This is a genomic window from Kitasatospora sp. NPDC023120 (genome assembly GCF_055560835.1).
The window spans coordinates 189,335-207,711 of sequence record NZ_JBVHHY010000009.1; the positions used below are offsets into that span (position 1 = coordinate 189,335).

17 protein-coding genes are annotated in these 18,377 nt (G+C 73.1%); 7 read left to right on the forward strand and 10 right to left on the reverse strand.

The annotated features are described in order from the left end of the window. Nucleotides 1–105: 105 nt before the first annotated feature. Nucleotides 106–642: a hypothetical protein gene (locus ACZ3TI_RS15685; RefSeq protein WP_465726738.1), complete on the forward strand. Its 537-nt coding sequence runs from the start codon at nt 106–108 to the stop codon at nt 640–642. 126 nt (nt 643–768) lie between these two features. Here ACZ3TI_RS15685 and ACZ3TI_RS15690 read toward each other — a convergent pair whose 3' ends face one another. Then, complete coding sequence (locus tag ACZ3TI_RS15690) at nt 769–1,317, reverse strand: winged helix-turn-helix domain-containing protein (RefSeq protein WP_465726739.1); 549 nt, start codon at nt 1,315–1,317, stop codon at nt 769–771. A gap of 77 nt (nt 1,318–1,394) precedes the next feature. Here ACZ3TI_RS15690 and def point away from each other — a divergent pair, with 77 nt between their 5' ends. Further along, a complete protein-coding gene (gene def / locus ACZ3TI_RS15695) occupies nt 1,395–2,102 on the forward strand; it encodes a peptide deformylase (RefSeq protein ID WP_465726740.1) in 708 nt (235 codons plus the stop codon). Between the two features lie 907 nt (nt 2,103–3,009). Here the strand turns inward: def and ACZ3TI_RS15700 are convergent. Continuing rightward, complete coding sequence (locus ACZ3TI_RS15700; protein WP_465726741.1) at nt 3,010–3,648, reverse strand: TetR/AcrR family transcriptional regulator; 639 nt, start codon at nt 3,646–3,648, stop codon at nt 3,010–3,012. A gap of 109 nt (nt 3,649–3,757) precedes the next feature. Between ACZ3TI_RS15700 and ACZ3TI_RS15705 the strand changes: the two genes are divergently transcribed. Continuing rightward, the gene (locus ACZ3TI_RS15705) at nt 3,758–4,501 is read left to right on the forward strand and encodes an SDR family oxidoreductase (protein WP_465726742.1); all 744 of its coding nucleotides are present in this window, start codon (nt 3,758–3,760) and stop codon (nt 4,499–4,501) included. Nucleotides 4,502–4,573: 72 nt separating this feature from the next. After that, a complete protein-coding gene (locus tag ACZ3TI_RS15710) occupies nt 4,574–4,999 on the forward strand; it encodes a hypothetical protein (protein WP_465726743.1) in 426 nt (141 codons plus the stop codon). Between the two features lie 16 nt (nt 5,000–5,015). On the opposite strand, the gene ACZ3TI_RS15715 is transcribed toward ACZ3TI_RS15710, so the two are convergent. From ACZ3TI_RS15715 to ACZ3TI_RS15725, 3 genes are all read right to left on the reverse strand, one after another. Continuing rightward, nucleotides 5,016–6,473, reverse strand: a complete 1,458-nt coding sequence (locus tag ACZ3TI_RS15715; RefSeq protein WP_465726744.1) for an SDR family oxidoreductase — start codon at nt 6,471–6,473, stop codon at nt 5,016–5,018. Between the two features lie 88 nt (nt 6,474–6,561). Beyond that, a complete protein-coding gene (locus tag ACZ3TI_RS15720; RefSeq protein WP_465726745.1) occupies nt 6,562–8,112 on the reverse strand; it encodes a carbohydrate binding domain-containing protein in 1,551 nt (516 codons plus the stop codon). Between the two features lie 241 nt (nt 8,113–8,353). Beyond that, nucleotides 8,354–8,950 (reverse strand): choice-of-anchor C family protein, encoded by a 597-nt coding sequence (locus ACZ3TI_RS15725; RefSeq protein WP_465726746.1) that lies wholly within the window; start codon nt 8,948–8,950, stop codon nt 8,354–8,356. Between the two features lie 295 nt (nt 8,951–9,245). Here ACZ3TI_RS15725 and ACZ3TI_RS15730 point away from each other — a divergent pair, with 295 nt between their 5' ends. Both ACZ3TI_RS15730 and ACZ3TI_RS15735 read left to right on the forward strand, forming a co-directional pair. Beyond that, nucleotides 9,246–9,893 carry a GDSL-type esterase/lipase family protein gene (locus ACZ3TI_RS15730; protein ID WP_465726747.1) on the forward strand — a complete coding sequence of 216 codons (648 nt, stop codon included), beginning with the start codon at nt 9,246–9,248 and terminating at the stop codon, nt 9,891–9,893. A gap of 179 nt (nt 9,894–10,072) precedes the next feature. Continuing rightward, entirely contained in the window at nt 10,073–11,026 is a 954-nt protein-coding gene (locus ACZ3TI_RS15735) for an aldo/keto reductase (RefSeq protein WP_465726748.1), read from the forward strand. 68 nt (nt 11,027–11,094) lie between these two features. Here ACZ3TI_RS15735 and ACZ3TI_RS15740 read toward each other — a convergent pair whose 3' ends face one another. The 4 genes from ACZ3TI_RS15740 to ACZ3TI_RS15755 form a co-directional block, all read right to left on the reverse strand. Further along, on the reverse strand, nt 11,095–11,784 hold the full coding sequence (locus ACZ3TI_RS15740) for a GNAT family N-acetyltransferase (protein ID WP_465726749.1): 690 nt from the start codon (nt 11,782–11,784) through the stop codon (nt 11,095–11,097). Between the two features lie 113 nt (nt 11,785–11,897). Continuing rightward, a complete protein-coding gene (locus ACZ3TI_RS15745) occupies nt 11,898–12,518 on the reverse strand; it encodes a nitroreductase family protein (protein WP_465726750.1) in 621 nt (206 codons plus the stop codon). 212 nt (nt 12,519–12,730) lie between these two features. Continuing rightward, complete coding sequence (locus ACZ3TI_RS15750) at nt 12,731–14,368, reverse strand: ABC-F family ATP-binding cassette domain-containing protein (protein WP_465726751.1); 1,638 nt, start codon at nt 14,366–14,368, stop codon at nt 12,731–12,733. A gap of 171 nt (nt 14,369–14,539) precedes the next feature. Continuing rightward, the gene (locus ACZ3TI_RS15755; protein WP_465726752.1) at nt 14,540–15,757 is read right to left on the reverse strand and encodes a trypsin-like serine peptidase; all 1,218 of its coding nucleotides are present in this window, start codon (nt 15,755–15,757) and stop codon (nt 14,540–14,542) included. Nucleotides 15,758–16,242: 485 nt separating this feature from the next. Between ACZ3TI_RS15755 and ACZ3TI_RS15760 the strand changes: the two genes are divergently transcribed. Next, a complete protein-coding gene (locus ACZ3TI_RS15760) occupies nt 16,243–17,850 on the forward strand; it encodes an ABC-F family ATP-binding cassette domain-containing protein (RefSeq protein ID WP_465726753.1) in 1,608 nt (535 codons plus the stop codon). 23 nt (nt 17,851–17,873) lie between these two features. Here ACZ3TI_RS15760 and ACZ3TI_RS15765 read toward each other — a convergent pair whose 3' ends face one another. Next, entirely contained in the window at nt 17,874–18,134 is a 261-nt protein-coding gene (locus ACZ3TI_RS15765) for a hypothetical protein (protein WP_465726754.1), read from the reverse strand. Nucleotides 18,135–18,377: the final 243 nt, after the last annotated feature.

The window sequence follows — 18,377 nt, forward strand, 5'->3', positions numbered from 1 at the left end:
ACGCGGACCGCGGCGGTGGTGCCGGTGGTGCCGGGGTGACGTCCCCGCTCCGGGATTCTTCCGGCGGGTGAGAACCGAGCGGGTGTTCGTGGCGTCCGTTGAGGCGTGATCAGTGCGGTGCTCGGCGGGATGCCGATGTTCTGGCCCGGGCTGCTGCTCTCGCTGGCGCCCGCGGCCTTGCTGAACCGGCCGGTGGGACGGCTGCTGCGGGCCCACTGGGCGGTGGGTTTCGTGCTGCTGCTCGGGCTCGGCGGGGTCGTCGTGGCGACGTTGCTGCCGGAGGCGTTCCGGCTCTCCGAGGACGCCGTCCGGCACTGCACCGTCGCGGGCGGGCGGCCGCGGTCGCCGTACGAGCTGCTGCACGTCCGGTACATCGAGCTCAAGCTGGCGACCTACGCCCCGGTCGGCTTCGCGGCCGCCCTGGCGGGCACCCGGCGGCGGGCGGCGGTGGCGCTGATCGGGGCGGCGGCGCTGCCGTTCACGGTGTCGGCGTTGCACTACGCGCTGCCGGTGATCGGGCGGAGCTGCGACGTGCAGGACGTCTGGGACGGGGTGCAGGGGGTGGTCCTGGGCGCGGCGGTGGGGCTGCTGGTCGGGCCGCTGGTACGGGCGGTGGCCCGGCAGTCCTGGCGCAGGGCCTGAGCGGTTCCCGCGTTCGGCCGGTCGGTGTCCGGCCGGTCAGTGTTCGGCCGGTCGGTGTTCGGTCGGTCGGTGTCCGGCCGGTCAGTGTTCGGCCGGTCGGTGTTCGGTCGGTCGGTGTCCGGCCGGTCAGTGTTCGTCGAGGAGCGGGAAGAGGCGGGTGACGGCGGCGACCGGGCGGGCGTCGGCAGGACGGGTAGCCGGGTCGGACTCGCGGTCCCGGTAGCGGGCGAGGACCTGGCGGACGGCCGCCCCGACGGCGGTCAGCTCCTCGGGAGTGAGGTAGACGATGGCGCTGAAGGCCTCGTCGTGCTGCCAGTCGGCGGGGGCCTCGGCGCGCCGGGCGAGCCAGCGCTGGTAGCTCTCGTCCTCCAGGCCGCGGGCCAGCACACCGAACTCGCCGCCGGACCCGTCGGCGGCTTCCTGTACGCCCCGGGGTACCTGCGGTCGGGGCAGGCGCCAGGGCCGGGCGCGCCCGTCGACGGGCGGGGCCTCCTCGATCAGGCCGTGCCGGCCGAGTCGGCGCAGGTGGAACGAGCAGAGGCCGGAGCTGAGGCGGAGGTGGGCGGCGGCCTCGGTGGAGGTGATCGTGCCGCGTTCGGCGAGCAGGTCCAGCAGGGCGGTGCGGACGGCGTGCTCGGGGAGGGCGCCGGTGGCGGCGAGGTCTTCTTCGGTCACTTTGCAAAGTCTGCTACTTTGCAAAGCCGGTGACAAGTTGTCATGCTTGGACTGCGTCGAGGAGTGCTGTGCCGCCCATGTCCGACCCGCGCGAGCGTCCCCCCGCCCCGAGTGCCCCTGTCCTGGACACCTCCGTCCCCGGCCCCTCCGTCCCCGGCCCCTCCGTCCTGCGGATCACCGAGATCGGGGAGCCGATCCTGCACGGCCCCTGCCGACCGGCTGGCGAACAGGACTACGGCACGGCGGAGCTGGCGCAACTGATCGACTCCATGTTCGCGACCATGTACGTCGCCGACGGCTGCGGGCTCGCCGCCAACCAGGTCGACGTGGACCTGCGCCTCTTCGTCTACGACTGCCCCGACGACGACGGCGTCCGGCACACCGGACACCTGCTGAACCCGGTCGTCGAGCCGCAGCCCGCCGGACGCGCGTTGATCGAGGAGACCGAGGGCTGCCTCTCCGTCCCCGGGGCGGGCACCCCGGCGCTCGCCCGCCCGGCCCGCGCCGTCGTGCGCGGCTTCGACCGGCACGGCAACCCGCGCACCATCGAGGCCACCGGCTACTTCGCCCGCTGCCTGCAGCACGAGACCGACCACCTCGACGGGCAGCTGTACGTGGACCGGCTCTCGCGGCGCGAGCGCAAGGACGTGCTGCGGCAGACGGCGGACCGGCGGGAGAAGGTGTTCGCGCAGCGAACCGCCGCCGCCGAGCGATTCGACTGGCGCGGCCCGGTGGAGGGTTGCGACGCCTCGTGCCGCTGTCGGCGGCTGGACGCACCGGTGTAACCGAGCCCGAGCCCGAGCCCCTCGCCGCGATCAGGACCACCTACGACACCGCCGTCCTCCCGCCGGCCGGGATGGACTCCCTCGCGCAGGGCGATCGCGGCCGCCTTCGCGGCGCCGGTGCGCGGCGCGGGCGCGGGTGTCGCTGACCTCGGCTGAGAACCGGGAAAGGTCACCGCCCCGCCCCGCGGCGCCGGCCGTAACGAACACCCGCGCCCGACCTCGGCCTACGGCCACCCGGTGTCGCCTCCTTCCACCTCGGCCCAGCCGACCACCTGGTCGAGCTGCTGACCCGGAGCCGGCTTCACCGCCACCACGCGACCGGAACAGCTGCGCCCCGACCGCCCCGGCCGGGGGGTCGACTTCTCGTACAGCTGCTGCTGTGGTCGCGCGGCAATATGTAGATCGGTCGTCATATTTCTAGGGTCGATGCCCGAGGTGCTGCGCAGGAAGTCGGCCAGGCCGACTTCCCGTGCGCGGTGCGTTGCCTCTCGAGTGGAATATGTAGACCGACCGTCATATTCCTTCCGCTGGCGCCTTGCCGCCGTGGGTGCGTGCACGGGAAGTCGGGCCAGGCCGACTTCCCGTGCACCTGCCCCTTGTGGTTGCAGCGTGGAATGTAGACCGGTCTGCATATTTCCAGGGTCGATGCCCGAGGCGCTGTGATGTCCGTGGCGCAGCGCTGCACAGGAAGTCGAGCGGGCCGACTTCCTGTGCGCGGTGCACTGCTCCTCTGGTGAGTATGTAGACCGACCGTCATATTCCCCCGCTGGGGCTCTATCGCCTGCAGGTGCGTGCGCAGGAAGTCGGCCGGGCCGACTTCCTGCGCTGCTGCTGTGGGTGCGGTGCGGGTGCATATGTAGACCGGTCTGCATATTCCCTCCGGGGCGTTGCGCCGGCGGCCGCGGGGTCAGGCGCCTCGGTTGCCCGTGATGAGCGAGTCGGCGAGGTGTTCTGCCGTGCTCGGGCCCAGTGGTGCGTGGCCGAGTAGGAAGCGGTACCAGAACACTCCGTAGACCTGGTCGACGATCAGGTCCAGGTCGGTGTCCTCGGCGAGTTCGCCGCGGTTGCGGCCCCGGGCGAGGAGTTCGCGCAGCGCGGTGCGGCGGGTGGCGGTGAAGGTCTGCATGAGGTCGGCGAGGTGGGGGTCGCGGGCCGCTTCGCGGGCGAGGGTGCGCAGGGCGGGGGCGGTGGTGCTGCGCTGGGCGGCGTCGAAGGTGGTGGCGACGAAGGCGCGCAGGTCGGTGCGGAGGGTGCCGGTGTCGGGGCCGTCGACGTCCTGGTCGGCGCGGTCGGTGAGGGCGTCGAGCAGGACGGCGCCCTTGGAGGGCCACCACCGGTAGACGGTCTGCTTGCCGACGCCGGCCGTACGGGCGATGGCGTCGATGGTGACGGGGGTGCCGTCCGCGTCGGCGAGCAGTTGCAGGGCGGCGTCGAGGATCGCCCGGTGGGCGGCCTCGTTGCGGCGGCGCCCGGTGTGTGGGCGGGTGGACGGGCTGCGCTCGGCCGGTTCGCCCGGCACTTCCGTCCGGGGTTCGGTCTCGCTCATGGGCTCCCTCTCTCCCTGTCTCGTCCTCTTCCCCCGCTTGACAAGACTAGCAGTCTCGACAAGCATCATTGCCGGAACCGCAAGTCTCGACAAGTTGAAAGGCCCCACCATGAGCACTGCGTCAAACCTCTTCGCCGGACAGCGCGTCGTCGTGATGGGCGGCAGCTCGGGCATCGGCGAGGCAGCCGCCACCGCCTTCGCGGCGGACGGCGCCGAGGTCGTGGTCACCGGCCGTGACCGGGAGCGGCTGGACGCGGCCGTCGCCCGGATCGGCGGCAGGACCGCCGGTCGGCAGCTGGACGCTGCCGATCCCGCCGCGGTCGCCGCCTTCTTCGCCGGGGAGGGCGCCGTGGACCACCTGGTCGTCGCGGTCAGTGGCGCGGCCGGCAGCGGCCCGTTCGCCCGACTCGACCTGGCCGACCTGGCCGCCGGCTTCGACGCCAAGTTCTGGCCGCAGGTCCGCGTCCTGCAGGCGGCGCTGCCGCACCTGCGCAAGGACGGCTCGGTCACCCTGATCACCGCTGCCTCCGCCCGCGCCGCCTTCCCCGGCACCGCCGGACTGGCCGCCATCAACGGCGCGCTGGAGGCGATGGTCCCGCCGCTGGCCGTCGAGCTCGCGCCGCTGCGGGTCAACGCCGTCTCGCCCGGCGTCATCGACACCCCGTGGTGGGACCGCGTCCCGGCCGAGCAGCGCACCGTGCTCTTCGAGGGTCTTGCCGCCACTACCCCGGTCGGGCGGGTCGGCCGCGCCGAGGACGTCGCCCGGGCGATTCACATGCTCGCGGCCAACACCTTCGTGACGGGTGTGGTGTTCGACTGCACCGGCGGGGCCAACCTGCCCGCCGGGCGCTGAGAACGCCGTACGGCCCGGCCGGGGGTGGTCCCCGGCCAGGCCGTTGTCGCACGTCACCCGTACGGTTCGACCGTGAACGTTCCCGAACTGATCCCGATCCGGCACGAGCCGGAGGGGCGCACCCGTACCATCGGCCGCTGGCAGGGCGGCGAGTTCTTCGCCTCCGTCACGGGGCCGGCCGACCGGCCGGAGTGGTACGCGGTGTTGCACCGCTTCGACCCCGCCGGCCGGCACCTCGACTCGCGCGTCCGGGCCACGGGCACGGGGCCCGAGGCCCGGCAGCTGCTGGCCGAGTGGCTCGACGCGCTGCACGGCCGGGAGTACGGGAATATCGCGATCGCGCCGTTCGAGGTCCGGGTCGACGGCGTGCTGTTCGGGCTCGTCATCGAGGAGGACGACGAGGTGGAGGACGACGAAGAGGACTACCGCTTCGTCGCCGAGCTCCTCCCCGACGGCCTGGGCTTCCACGAGCCCTGGTGCGGCTGCTACGACACCTGAGCCGGCCAGGGCCCTGTCACCACTCGGCCTCCTGGTAGTCCTTGAGGAACACCCCCGACACCGGCTGCCCGGCCTCGCCCCGGACGATCGGGTCGTAGACGCGGGCCGCGCCGTCCACGATGTCGAGCGGCGTGCGGAAGCCCTGCTCGGCCAGGTGGGCCTTCTTGGGGGCCGGGTTCTCGTCGGTGATCCAGCCGGTGTCGACGGCGCACATGTGCACGCCCTGGGTGGCGAGTTCGGCGGCGCTGGTGCGGGTGAGCATGTTGAGCGCGGCCTTCGCCATGTTGGTGTGCGGGTGCCGGGCGGTCTTGTTCCGTACGGCGAACCGGCCCTCCACCGCGGTGACGTTGACGATGTAGCGGGCGGGGTGCGGGGAGGCCAGCAGCAGGGGCAGCAGCCGGTCGCAGAGCAGTGCCGGGGCGAGGGCGTTGACCAGCTGGGTCTCCAGGACCTCCGACGGGTCGAGCGAACCGAGCTTTGCGGACCAGGAGTTGGCGGGGGCGAGGTCGGGCAGCAGCCCGGCCTCGTCGGCGCGCGCCCCCAGTGCGCCCAGGCCGCCCAGTGCGCTCAGTTCTCCCAGGCCGCCGAGACCGACCAACGAGCCGTCCCCGGGCGGTAGTTGGGCGTACCCGGCGGACGCTCGGAAGCCGGGGGCGTGGCTGATCGCCCGGCGGTCGGCGGCGGGCAGGGCCTCCTGCTCGCCGGCGGCCAGCAGCGCGTACGACTCGGGCGGGCGGCGGAGCGTCTGGGCGGCGTTGTTGACGAGGATGTCCAGCGGACGCCCGTCCGTGCGCAACTGCTCGGTGAGCCCGAGGACTTGGCGCGGGTCTCGGAGGTCGATGCCGACCACGGTGAGCCGCTCCCACCAGCGCTCGCTGCCCTCGGCGGCGCGGAAGCGGCGGACGGTGTCCTGCGGGAAGCGGCTGGTGACGATCAGCTCGGCTCCGTCGCGCAGCATCATCAGGGCGAGCTGGAAGCCGATCTTCACCCGCCCGCCGGTGAGCAGCGCGCGGCGTCCGTGCAGGTCGGTGCGGAGGGCTCGGCGCGCGGTGTTGTCGGCCGAGCAGGTCGGGCAGAGCATGTGGTAGAAGCCGTCGACCTGGCGGTAGGCCTGTTTGCAGACGTAGCACTTGCGGGGTATCCGCAGCTCGCCGACGGGCCCGCCCCCGGGCACGAGCGGTGCGTCCTCGCGGCGGTGCCGGCCGCCGGTCGCGGTGGCGGCGAGCAGCTCGGCGTCGGTGTCGCGCAGGGCCTGCCGGGCCTCCTGGCGGCGGCGCTTGCGGTTTTCCATCACGAAGGAGTGGAGCTGCCGCTCGGCGTGCAGCCGGGTGCGGTCGGTCGCGGGGAGTGCCCGCAGGCGGCCGAGGGTGCGGCTGAACGCGGCGAGTTCCTCGGCGGTGATGCCGCTCGCGCCGGCGTCGTCGCCGGTCGGAAGGATCGTGCTGAGCTGGTTGTGGTCGTCCCGGACCGTCATGTCCGCCCCCTCGTGCCGTACAGGTGGGAGGGACAGTAGTCGACGGTCCGGGACGACGGGATGCCAATTTCTCCCGGCCGACCCGGGCTCAGCCGGTGTACTGGGCGAAGAGCTTCGCGAACTCGTAAGGCTGCTGCGGGATGTTGGTGCACTTGGAGAGCGAACCGCCGGTGCAGGCGTTGGCGTCCCGGGTGGCGTCCCAGAAGGCGAGCAGGCCGAGGTGGTTCTGCTTGGCGAAGGTCACCAGCTGCTGGGCGGCGGCCTGGTCGTAGATCTGGTGGTCGTCGTTCTCGCCGATCATCGGGGTGACGCCGACCATGGCCCACAGCTGGGCGTCGGTCTTCGCCGGGTGGAGCGCCTTGAGCTGGCCGAACAGCGACTGGGCGGCCTGGACGGCGGCGTTGCCGTAATCCGTCCCGCTGCGGTAGTAGTCCATCGCCATGACGTTGACCAGGTCGGTGTTCACCCCGGCGTCGCGGGCGGACTTGACGATGGCGACGCCCTCGGCGGTCAGGCCCTCCGGCAGGACGGGCAGGGTGAAGGAGACCTTGAGCCCGGGGTGGGCCTGCTGCAGCTTGGCGAGCGCGGCGGAGCGGCGGTCGTTGGCGGCGGTGTCGGCGATCGCCGCGCCCTCGATGTCGAAGTCGACGTAGCGCAGGCCGTAGGCCTTCACCACGGCGTCGTACTCGGCGAACAGCGAGTCCACCGAGGCGCAGGCGGCGGCGAGTTCGGTGCCGCCGGCACCGCCGAAGGAGACCTTGACGTCCCCGCCCGCCGCGCGCAGCGCGTCGACCTGGTCCTTGGCCCAACCGCTGTGCGGGTCATAGGCGTTGAACCAGCTGGCCTTGCAGCCGACGCCGGTGACGAAGCCCATCGTGTAGCCCTTGAGGTTGCCGGCCTTGGCCAGGTCGGGCATGGGCGGGGTGGGCCAGGCGCCCATGTCGATGTACGGGGCGACCGGGAGCGCGACGTTCGGCGGCGGGGTGCTCGGGCCGCCGGTGGGCGTCGTGGTCGGAGTGCCCGTGGGCGTGCCGGTTTGGCTCGGCGTCGGGGTCGGGGTCGGCGAAGTGGGCGGCGGGGTGGTCGGGTTGCCGTCGGGGCCGGTCAGCGTGATGTCGTCGGCGAGATAGCCGCCCTGCCCGTACCAGCCGTGCAGGTACACGGTGACGCTCGTGGTGGCCGGTCCGGTGGTGAAGCTGGTGGACAGCTGCCGCCAGTCGGCGCCGCCCGGGGTCCAGGTGGCCGGGTCGGTGACGCCGCTGCCGGTGGCACCGAGGTAGACGTACCGGCCCTGCACCCAGGCACTGAGGCTGTACGTGGTGTTGGGCCGGACGCTGACGCTCTGGCCGCACTGCGCGGTGTCGCTCGCACCGACCGCCCCCTTCAGTGCGTACGTGCCGCTGTGCGCGCCGGAGTCGACGACGCTGCCGGTGCCGGCGGAACAGCTCCAGGGGCTGAGCGCGCCGCTCTCCAGGCCGCCGTTGGCGAGCAGGTTGCCGTCGGCGGCGCCGGCGTTCCCGGCGAGGACGGACAGGCCTCCGGCGGCCAGCGCGGTGGCGGCGGCGAGGCTCGTCAACGCGGTGCGGCTCGACCGGGCGGGGCGGCGGTGCGTGGGGGTGAGCTGGGGCGCGCTGGGCATGGGGGTGCCTCTCGGGACGTGGGGCGCCGCCCGCTCCGCGAGGGGGGAGACACGGGCGGGCGGCGGCCTGGGGTGGTCCGGTGCGGGGGAGCGCGGTGCTGAGCATCAAACTGGACTAGACCAGCTGTGTACGTCAAGCACTTCCCGGCACCGGACGCCTCACTGAGGGCAGGTTTCAGGGAGGGTTGAGGCGGTGCTGCTCCGGGCTCCGGTCAGTCGGCCCGCTCCCGACCCCGGACGGTCAGCCGCAGCACGGCTTGCACTCCTTGACCTGCACGTTGTCGAGCACCGGCCCGTACGCCCCGGCCACGGTGCTGGTGAACGTCAGCGTGGTGGAGGAGTTCTGCGCGACGAAGCTGAACTGCCGCCCCACGTACCCCATCGCGGCCATGGTCTTGCCGGTGGAGTCGAAGGAGAAGTCCTGGAAGTCCTGACCGTCGATCAGCGCCCGGCCGGTCTTCACCGCGGGCCCGCCCGCGGGGTGGCCGGCCAGCGCGTACGTCACCGAGTAGGTGGTGCCGGGCACGGTGGTGAAGGTCTGGGCGATGGTGCCGGCGGCACCGCCGTTGAGGTCCACCGACTGGTCGCCCTCGGCGGCCTGCCAGAAGCCGGCGCCGATCAGGTCGACGCTGCCGGCGGTGATGCGCCACGGGCCGATGACCTGGCCGGCGGGCAGGGTGGTGAAGGCGTTCGCCGGGGCCTTGGGCGACTCGAAGCTGCCGTCGTCGAAGTGGCTGAGCGCGCGGTGCCCGCCGGCGGCCTGGGCCGGGACGGCGAGCGCGGTGGCGGCGGCCGCGAGCAGGGCGACGGTGGCGACGCGGGTGCGCGAGAGCTGCATGGGGTTCCTCCCGATCGGATGTGAACGGACGAGCCTGGCAATGAACTGACCAGCCGATGATCGGCTGTGCACAGAGCGTCGGCCGTCCCGGTGATCCCTGCCAAGACGGGGCGGACGGCGCCCGGTGGTGCGGGAGGCTCGTGAGCGGGCTCTCTCGCGCTGGTTTGACGGAGTGGCACCTGTGATGACCCGGTGAAAGGTCTGTGGACGAACATCATGGCGTTGACGGTCGGCTCGCCAGGCCCGGTGGTGAAACCGGAAGCGCGCGCCCAGCCTGCGCCCCTACGGTGGGCCGATGACCATACGAACCAGCTTCGACGGCCCCCGGATCTGCTTCCTCGGCGACTCCTTCGTCCAGGGCCTCGGCGACCCGGAGTTCCGCGGCTGGGTCGGCCGGGTGCTGCAGGCCGCCGCTCCCGGTGCCACTGCCTTCAACCTCGGGGTCCGGCATGACACTTCGGCGCAGGTGCGGTGCCGCTGGCAGGCCGAGGTCGAGGCGCGGACCCTCCCCGGGGCGGACAACCGGCTGGTGGTCTCCGTCGGTGCCAACGACGCCATGGAGGAGGACGGCGCACCGCGCGCGACGCCCCTCGAGACCGTTCACAACCTCGCCGCCGTGCTCGACGGTGCCCGCAGGCTCGGCCTCGCCGCCCTGGTGGTCGGCCCGCCGCCGGTGGTCTGCGGGGGAGCCGCCCACCTGGAACGGCTGCGTGGGCTCGTCCCCCGACTGGCCGGGACCTGCGCGGCGTTCGAGGTCCCGTTCGTCGACGTCACCGAGGCGCTGGCGGCCGATCCGGTCTGGGGGGCCGAGGCCGAGGCGGCGGACGGTGCGCACCCAGGCGCGGGCGGGTACGGGCGGCTGGCGGAGCTGGTCCTGGCGGGCGGGTTCCGGGAGTGGATCGGAACGGGCTTGACCTCGAGTGCACTCCAAGGTGAAAGCTGACGGAGTCGATCGCGCACCACCCCGATCGCGCACCACCCCGATCGCGCACCACCCCGATCGCGCACCACCCCGATCGCGCACCACCCCGATCGCGCACCACCCCGATCAGACACCGCCCTGATCACGCACCACCCCGATCAAGCAAGCATCAGCACGGAAACGATTTTGGGAGCACCGCCATGCGCAACGCCTCGTTCGGTACCAACGGCCCGGAGATCGGTGTCATCGGCCTCGGCTGCATGGGCATGACCTGGGCCTACGACGTGCAGAACCGGGACGACGAGAACTCCGTCCGGGTGATCCGGCAGGCGCTGGACCTCGGCGTGAGCCTGATCGACACCGCCGACATGTACGGCCCGTACACCAACGAGGAGGTCGTCGGCGCGGGGCTGGCCGGCCCGTACCGGGAGCGCGCCTTCCTGGCCACCAAGGTGGGCATCGTCCCTGGCGGCGGGGGCCAGATGGAGCGCAACGGGCGCCCCGAGCACGTGCGCCGCTCGATCGACGAGAGCCTGCGCCGACTGGGCACCGACCACGTCGACCTCTACCAGCTGCACCGGGTCGACCCGGAGGTCCCGATCGAGGAGACCTGGGGCGCCTTCGCCGAGGTCGTCGCGGCGGGCAAGGCCCGGAGCATCGGCCTGTCCGAGGTGACCGTCGAGGAGATCAAGCGGGCGCAGTCGGTGCACCCGGTGGCCTCCGTGCAGAACGAGCTGTCGCTGTGGACCCGGGACGCGCTGGCCGAGGTCCTGCCGTACACCGAGGAGCAGGGCATCGCCCTCCTGCCGTTCTCCCCGCTCGGCCGGGGCTTCCTGACCGGCAGCATCTCCTCCTTCGACGAGCTGCCCGCAGACGACTTCCGCCGTCGGCTGCCGCGCTTCCAGCAGGACGCGCTGAAGGCGAACCTCGCGCTGGTGGCCAAGGTCCGGGAGGTCGCCGAGCGGATCGGTGCCACGCCCGCGCAGGTGGCGCTGGCCTGGGTGCTGGCGCAGGGCCGCTACGTCTTCCCGATTCCGGGCACCAGGACGCCGCGCTACCTGGCGGACAACGTGGGCGCGGCCGAGGTCGTGCTCTCGGCGGCCGACCTCGCCGAGCTGGACGCACTGCCGGTGCCGACCGGCGAGCGGTACTGACCGGATCGCCGACTGCGGGCGGATCCCGGGGCGCTGCGGACCGGTCCCCGGGCCGGCGCGCAGGGGAGCTACCGGCCGCCCGGGGCGGCGTCGGGCCGCTCCTTCACCCACACCAGCTGCCGTCCGGTCTCGCCCGGGGCGCGGACGGCGACGGCGGCGACCCGGTCCAGCCGGTAGCCGAGCTTGCGCGGGACGGCGGCGCTGGCGGCGTTCGCCCGGTCGCAGCGGATCTCCGCCCGGGTGATCCCGGGCAGGGCCAGCGCCGCCTCGGTCAGCGCCCCGGCCGCGGCGGTGGCGATGCCGCGGCCGACGTGCCCGGCGGCGACCCAGTAGCCGATCTCCAGCGCGCCCGGACCGACCCGCCCGTGCAGGCCGAAGGCGCCGATCACGCCGCCGGGTTCGGCGTCCAGGCCGGCCAGGTACATGAAGTCGGTGCCGGCCTCCCAGGCGGCGGAGCCGGCTCGGGTGAGCTCGGCGGTCTGCGCCCGGGTGGGGGCTTCTGCCGCCCACTCCATCCAGGGCCGCAGGTGGTCCAGGTTGGCGCGGACGGCCCGGTTCAGCGCCACCGCGTGGGTGGCGCTGCGGCGGCGCAGCCAGAGGCCGCCGGGCAGCCGCAGCAGTTCGGGCGGCCGCCCGGGGGTCGCCTCCACCGGGTCCACCACCGCCGCCTGCGGCTGCTCGGCGGTCCGTGCGGGCCGGGCTGCCCGTGCCCGTCCGGCCGGGGCGGGCTCACAGGACCGTGGCTGTGCTTGGCTCATGACGGCGATTATGTCCTTGGCCCGGACCTGTCACCATCCGGGCCTGCCCCGGGCACCCTGACGGCGGGCGCGCGAACGCGCGGCCCCGGCGCCGGGGCGCGGCCCGGGGCGCGTCAGAGCCGGACCAGTACCTCGTCGAGCTCCTTGCGCCGCAGGTTCGGCACGCGCGCCCCCTCGGCCGGATAGCCGACCGGGATCACGTACGCCGCCCGCTCCTCCGCCGGCCGGTCGCACACCTCGTTGAGGAACCTCATCGGGCTCGGCGTGTGGGTCAGCGTCGCCAGTCCGGCCTGGTGCAGCGAGGCCAGCAGCAGCCCGACCGCGATGCCCACCGACTCCTTGGTGTAGTACGGGCGCGGGGTGTCGGGCCCCTTGTGTACCTCGAACACCACGATCACGGCCGGCGCGTCCTCCAGGAACGGCTTGCGCCAGTCGGTGCCGATCGGTGCCAGCGCCGCCAGCCACTCCTCCGACGCCCGGTGGCCGTAGAACTCGCGCTCCTCGGCCTCCGCCGCCTCGCGCAGCCGCCGCTTGCGCTCCGGGTCGGTGATCACCACGAACCGCCAGGGCTGGACGTGCGCGCCGCTGGGGGCGGTGCTCGCGGTCCGGACCGCCCACTCGACCACCCCGTCCGGGATTGGGCGGGTGGAGTAGTCGCGGACGGTCCGGCGCCGGGCCATCACCTCGTGGAAGGACCTGCTGCGGGCCTCGGCCTCGTGGGCCGGGACGGTCATGGGGACCAGGGGGACGGTCGGGTGGGACGCCCCCGCCACCGAGCTGTCTGCACTGTCAACATCTGTCCTGTCAACCATGGGCGACAGCACAGCACATGACGTCCCGTCCGGGAAGAGGTAGAGACCAATCGCCCCGGCCTCGCCCGGTCGGTCACAGCCCCGCCCCGTCGGCTACAGCCCCGCCCCCGTGGGCTACAGCCCCGCCCCGCGGGCTACAGCTCGTGCACCCGCCCGTCCCGGACCTCGATCCGCCGGTTCACCGAGACGGTGTCCAGCATCCGGCGGTCGTGGGTGACCAGCAGCAGGGTGCCGGTGTACGAGCCGAGCGCGGACTCCAGCTGCTCGATCGCGGGCAGATCCAGGTGGTTCGTGGGCTCGTCCAGCACCAGCAGGTTGACCCCGCGGGCCTGCAGCAGCGCCAGCGCGGCCCGGGTGCGCTCGCCGGGGGAGAGGGTGCCGGCCGGGCGCAGCACGTGCACCGCCTTGAGGCCGAACTTGGCCAGCAGGGTGCGCACGTCCTCCGGCGAGAGCTCCGGCACGGCGGCGGAGAAGGCCTCCACCAGCGGCTCCCCGCCGAGGAACAGGCCGCGCGCCTGGTCCACCTCGCCGACCACCACGCCGGAGCCCAGGGAGGCGCTGCCGCCGTCGAGTTCGAGCCGGCCGAGCAGGGCGGCCAGCAGCGTGGACTTGCCCGCGCCGTTGGCGCCGGTGATGGCGACCCGGTCGGCCCAGTCGATCTGCAGGTCCACCGGGCCGAAGGCGAAGTCGCCGCGGCGGGCGGCGGCCCCGCGCAGGGTGGCGACCACCGAGCCGGAGCGCGGCGCGGTGGCGATCTCCATCCGCAGCTCCCACTCCTTGCGCGGCTCCTCGACCACGTCCAGCCGCTCGATCATCCGCTGGGTCTGGCGGGCCTTGGAGGCCTGCTTCTCGGTGGACTCGGCGCGCATCGCGCGGCCGATCTTGTCGTTGTCGGAGGACTTGCGGCGGGCGTTGCGCACGCCGTGCTCCATCCAGCCGCGCTGCATCCGGGCGCGGGCCTCCAGCCCGGCCTTGGTGTCGGCGTACTCCTCGTAATCCTCGCGGGCGTGCCGACGGGCCACCGCCCGCTCCTCCAGGTACGCCTCGTAGCCGCCGCCGTACACGTTGACCTGCTGCTGGTGCAGGTCCAGCTCCAGCACCTTGGTCACGGTGCGGGCCAGGAACTCGCGGTCGTGGCTGATCAGCACGGTGCCGGCGCGCAGGCCCTTGACGAAGGCCTCCAGCCGCTCCAGGCCGTCCAGGTCGAGGTCGTTGGTGGGCTCGTCGAGCAGGAAGACGTCGTAGCGGGAGAGCAGCAGCGAGGCGAGGCCGGCCCGGGCGGCCTGGCCGCCGGAGAGCGCGGTCATCGGCAGGTCGAGCGAGACCTTCAGCCCGAGCGAGTCGGCGACCTCCTCGGCGCGCTCCTCCAGGTCGGCGCCACCGAGTTCCAGCCAGCGGTCCAGGCTCGCCGCGTACGCGTCGTCGGCGCCCGCCCGGCCCTCGACCAAGCCCTCGGTGGCCTCGTCCAGCGCCGCCTGGGCGGCTGCCACGCCGGTGCGGCGGGCCAGGAACTCGCGCACCGACTCGCCCTCGCGCCGCTCCGGCTCCTGCGGCAGGTGGCCGATGTTGGCACTGGCCGGGCTGAGCCGCAGCGAGCCACCCTCGGGGGTGTCCAGGCCTGCCAGCAGCCGCAGCAGGGTCGACTTGCCGGCGCCGTTCACGCCGACCAGGCCGATCACGTCGCCGGGGGCGATGACCAGGTCCAGGCCGGAGAAGAGGGTGCGTTCGCCGTGGCCGGCGCTGAGGTCCTTGACTACGAGTGTCGCGCTCATGATGGGGCCGATTGTAGGAGGAGCGGGGTCGGCACCGGAAAAAAGCCCGGGGGCCGCGGCTGTGGCAGCCGCGGCCCCCGGGCTCGGGGACCACCCGTGGATCAGCGGGGGATCGTCCCCCGTGGATCACTTCTCAGCGGACCGCTCCTCGGCGGATCGCTTCGCCGAGGATCACTTGGCCTTCTTCGAGAAGTACTCGAACATGTGCTGGGCCACGTCCTCCAGGTACGGACCGGCCTCGTAGGTGTTCGCGCCGTTGCCGATGGAGGTGTCGCTGACCAGGGCCGGCTTGCCGTCCTTGGTCGCGAACCAGCCGCCGCCGCTGCTGCCGCCGGTCATGTTGCAGCCGATCAGCAGCATCGCCGGGCGGCTCGGGTCGCCGGTCTTCTTGGACGGCTTACCGCCGTCGCAGTGCTCCAGCTCGACGCCGTCGAAGGGCTTGCCCTCCGGGAAGCCGTAGTTGGAGACGGAGGCCAGCTGGTCACGCGGGGCGTTGAACCACAGCGGCACCGAGCCGCCGACGGTCTCCTCCAGCGACTTGCCGTTCGGGTCGGGGTTGGCGACCTTGATGATGCCGAAGTCGTACTGGCTCCACGGGCCGCCGTGCTCCGGGTCGGCCTCGCCGGTCCACTGCGGGGAGACCATGCCGGCGGTCGCGCCCCACTCGCCGTACGGCTCGGCGTCCTCCAGCTTGGACTTCTGCTTGTTGCCGTTGCTCAGCACGCCGTTGCTGTTGAAGGCAGGGGCGAAGGTGATGTCGGTGTAGTACTTGTTGCCCTTGCCGCCGTGCAGGCAGTGGCTCGCGGTCCACACCAGGTTGCTCTTGCCCGGGTTGGCTGGGTCGGAGACGACGGTGCCGGAGCACACGTAGTCCTCGTTGCCGTCCTTGAAGAAGATCTTGCCGTTGACGTGCATGTTCTTCGGGAACGGGTGCGCGACGGGCTTCGCCGGGACCATGGCGGGCATCTGGTCCGGGCCGACCGGCGGCTGGGCCGCGGTGGGCTGGGCCGGAGCGGCGCTGGTGGGCTGCGCGGTCGGCTGGGCCGGCGCCTGCGTCGAGTCCTGCCCCGGGGCCTGCGGCAGCGGCTTCGGCTTGGCGTCCAGCAGCTTCTGCAGCGTCCAGTAACCCTTGACCGCCGGGGTGATGACGTTCGCCTGGGCCCACTTGTCCCAGTCCTCGAGCTTCCAGGTCTTCAGCTCTTCGAGCGTCGGAAGCTTGATCGGGGCCGCGCCCGGCTTGCCGGAGGCGCTGGCGGCGACCGAGGGAGCCGTGGTCTGGGCTCCGACGGGGTCGCTGTTGTCCGGTCCGCACGCGGTGGCGACCACCATGGTCAGCGCGGCGACGGAGGCGCCCAGGACGGCACGGCTCGGCCGGGATATCGGTGACATGGATTCAAATCCCCCTGTTGACTACCGCCATACCGGCCCGTTCCTCGGGTACGGCCCCCCGGGGGCCGCAGGTATGGCGGTGAGGAGTCTGCCATGTGGATAAGGAACTCCTTACATCCACCCCCGACTGGGACGAGGCTGTCACCGGATCGGCACCGGATCGGCACGGGGCCTCCGTGGGGTCGTCGTCGGGGCGCCCGGGCCACTCGGTAAATCGGTTGCACACGTCTCCCGGTGTGCCTAGCGTGGTCCGGGTCGTCAGCCAGACAAGGAGAAGGCCGTTGCTCTACTGAGGTCCCGGGACACCGCCCCGCCGCGCAGGCCCTGTTGCCGCGTGGTGCGCGAGCGTGCGACCTCAGTCACGGCCCCGTGGCGATCCCTCGTGTGACGCCACCTTCGTCATCCTCCGGCCGTACCGGTTCCGCACCAGCGGTGTCTCCCCGTGTTGCTCATCACCCCTTCGGCAACCATCCCGGGAGGCCCACATGGCACAACCCACCACCGCCGTCCTCTGCACCGACCTCGCGTTCGAGTGGCCTGACGGCAAGCCCGTCCTGGACGGCTTCCACCTCGCCGTCGGCCCCGGCCGCACCGGCCTGATCGGGCTCAACGGCGCGGGCAAGTCCACCCTGCTGCGGCTGATCGCCGGCGAGCTCACCCCGACCGGTGGCACCGTCCGGGTCGACGGCGAACTCGGCTACCTGCCACAGGGGCTGACGCTCGACACCGCCCTGCGGGTGGACGAGGCGCTCGGCATCCGAACCACCCGCGAGGCCCTGCACGCCATCGAGTCCGGCGACTCCGACCAGCGGCACTTCGACGCGGTCGGCGACGACTGGGACGTCGAGGAGCGCGCCCGTGCCACGCTCGACCGGCTCGGCCTGCACCGCCTCGGCCTCGACCGCACCACCGGCGAACTCTCCGGCGGCGAGGCGGTGTTGCTGCGACTCGCCGCCCTGCTGATGGCCCGCCCCGACGTCCTGCTGCTCGACGAGCCCACCAACAACCTCGACCGGGCCGCCCGCGAGCGGCTCTACGAGACGGTGGCGGGCTGGCACGGCGTGATGCTGATCGTCAGCCACGACCGCGAGCTGCTGCAGCACGTCGACCAGATCGCCGACCTGCGGGACGGTGAAGTCACATGGTACGGCGGCAACTTCGGGGCGTACGAGCGCACCCTTGCCGCCCAGCAGGAGACGGCCGAGCGGCTGCTGCGCAACGCCGAGGCCGATGTCCAGCGCCAGAAGCGGGACTTGGTCGAGGCTCGGACACGGCTGGACCGCAGCGCCGCGTACGGCAAGAAGCGCTCGGTCACCCGCAACGACCCGCACATCTTCCGGGGCATGCTCAAGCGCAAGGGCCAGGAGACGGCGGGGCGGCTGCAGGGCATGCACAGCGAGCGGCTGGAGGAGGCCAAGGCGCGGCTCACCGAGGCCGAGGAGGCCGTCCGGGACGACGCCGAGATCCGGATCGACCTGCCCCGCACCGCCGTCCCGGCCGGGCGGACGGTGCTCACCCTGCAGAAGGTCCGGCTGCCGCACGGCGTCACCGCCGACCTCGACCTGCGCGGCGCCGAGCGGATCGCCCTGGTCGGCCGCAACGGGGCCGGAAAGTCCACCCTGCTGCGCACCATCGCGGGCGAAATCGCCCCGCTGGAGGGGGAGATCACCGCCCCGGTGGGGCTTCGGCACCTCCCGCAGCGGCTCGACCTGCTGGACGACAAGCTCAGCGTCGTGGAGAACGTCAAGCTGTTCGCGCCCGCCGCCGGGGACAACGCGATCCGCGCCCGGCTCGCCCGCTTCCTGTTCCGGGGCGCCCGGGCCGACCAGCCGGCCGCCACCCTCTCCGGCGGTGAGCGGTTCCGCGCCACGCTGGCCGCCCTGCTGCTGGCCGACCCGCCGCCGCAGCTGCTGATGCTCGACGAGCCGACCAACAACCTGGACCTCGCCAGCGTCCGCCAGCTCACCCAGGCGCTGGCCGCCTACCAGGGGGCCCTGATCGTGGCCAGCCACGACCTGCCGTTCCTGCGCGGCCTGGGCGTGACCAGGTGGCTGGAGCTGGACGGCGAACTGAGGGCGGTGGATCCGATGTAGCGGCAACCGCCCTGCCGTTCCGGCTACCGCGGCCGGGCGTCCCCGGTGTCCGGGGCATGCGCAGCCTCCCCAGTGTGCGCGGCGTCGTCGGTCTCCTCGGTGAGCACCCGGCGGGCCGTGCTCAGGGCCGAGTCCCTGAGCGCGGCCAGCTCGTCGGGGATGAACACCGGGGTGCTGATGTCCGGCGGGATGCCCGGTCCGTCGAAGGTGCTGCCGTCCCGCGTCAGGTACTTCTCGTTCGGCAGGACGACCATGAGCTCCGGTGAGAGCGTCTTGATCAGCACGTCGGAGAAGACGCCCTGGGGGCGGGCCCCGTCGCCCGGGCGTCATCCGCCGCGCCGCACCCGCTTCCTCCTCCGGGGCTACCCGGGGCTCCGACGGAACGGTCCCAGGGGGTATCGACAGCAAGCCGTTTTGACGGCGGGTGGGAATCCGCCCGCGCCGCCCGCGCCGCCCGCGCCGCCCGCGCCGCCCGCGCCGCCCGCGCCGCCCGCGCCGCCCGCGCCGCCCGCGCCGCCCGCGCCGCC

Coding starts and splice junctions, on each gene's coding strand:
- ACZ3TI_RS15720 (WP_465726745.1), bottom strand. CDS start 8,112: ATGCCCAGCGCGCCCCAGCTCACCCCCACGCACCGCCGCCCCGCCCGG.
- ACZ3TI_RS15735 (WP_465726748.1), top strand. CDS start 10,073: ATGCGCAACGCCTCGTTCGGTACCAACGGCCCGGAGATCGGTGTCATC.
- def (WP_465726740.1), top strand. CDS start 1,395: ATGTCCGACCCGCGCGAGCGTCCCCCCGCCCCGAGTGCCCCTGTCCTG.
- ACZ3TI_RS15725 (WP_465726746.1), bottom strand. CDS start 8,950: ATGCAGCTCTCGCGCACCCGCGTCGCCACCGTCGCCCTGCTCGCGGCC.
- ACZ3TI_RS15730 (WP_465726747.1), top strand. CDS start 9,246: ATGACCATACGAACCAGCTTCGACGGCCCCCGGATCTGCTTCCTCGGC.
- ACZ3TI_RS15740 (WP_465726749.1), bottom strand. CDS start 11,784: ATGAGCCAAGCACAGCCACGGTCCTGTGAGCCCGCCCCGGCCGGACGG.
- ACZ3TI_RS15745 (WP_465726750.1), bottom strand. CDS start 12,518: ATGACCGTCCCGGCCCACGAGGCCGAGGCCCGCAGCAGGTCCTTCCAC.
- ACZ3TI_RS15750 (WP_465726751.1), bottom strand. CDS start 14,368: ATGAGCGCGACACTCGTAGTCAAGGACCTCAGCGCCGGCCACGGCGAA.
- ACZ3TI_RS15760 (WP_465726753.1), top strand. CDS start 16,243: ATGGCACAACCCACCACCGCCGTCCTCTGCACCGACCTCGCGTTCGAG.
- ACZ3TI_RS15700 (WP_465726741.1), bottom strand. CDS start 3,648: ATGAGCGAGACCGAACCCCGGACGGAAGTGCCGGGCGAACCGGCCGAG.
- ACZ3TI_RS15705 (WP_465726742.1), top strand. CDS start 3,758: ATGAGCACTGCGTCAAACCTCTTCGCCGGACAGCGCGTCGTCGTGATG.
- ACZ3TI_RS15755 (WP_465726752.1), bottom strand. CDS start 15,757: ATGTCACCGATATCCCGGCCGAGCCGTGCCGTCCTGGGCGCCTCCGTC.
- ACZ3TI_RS15715 (WP_465726744.1), bottom strand. CDS start 6,473: ATGACGGTCCGGGACGACCACAACCAGCTCAGCACGATCCTTCCGACC.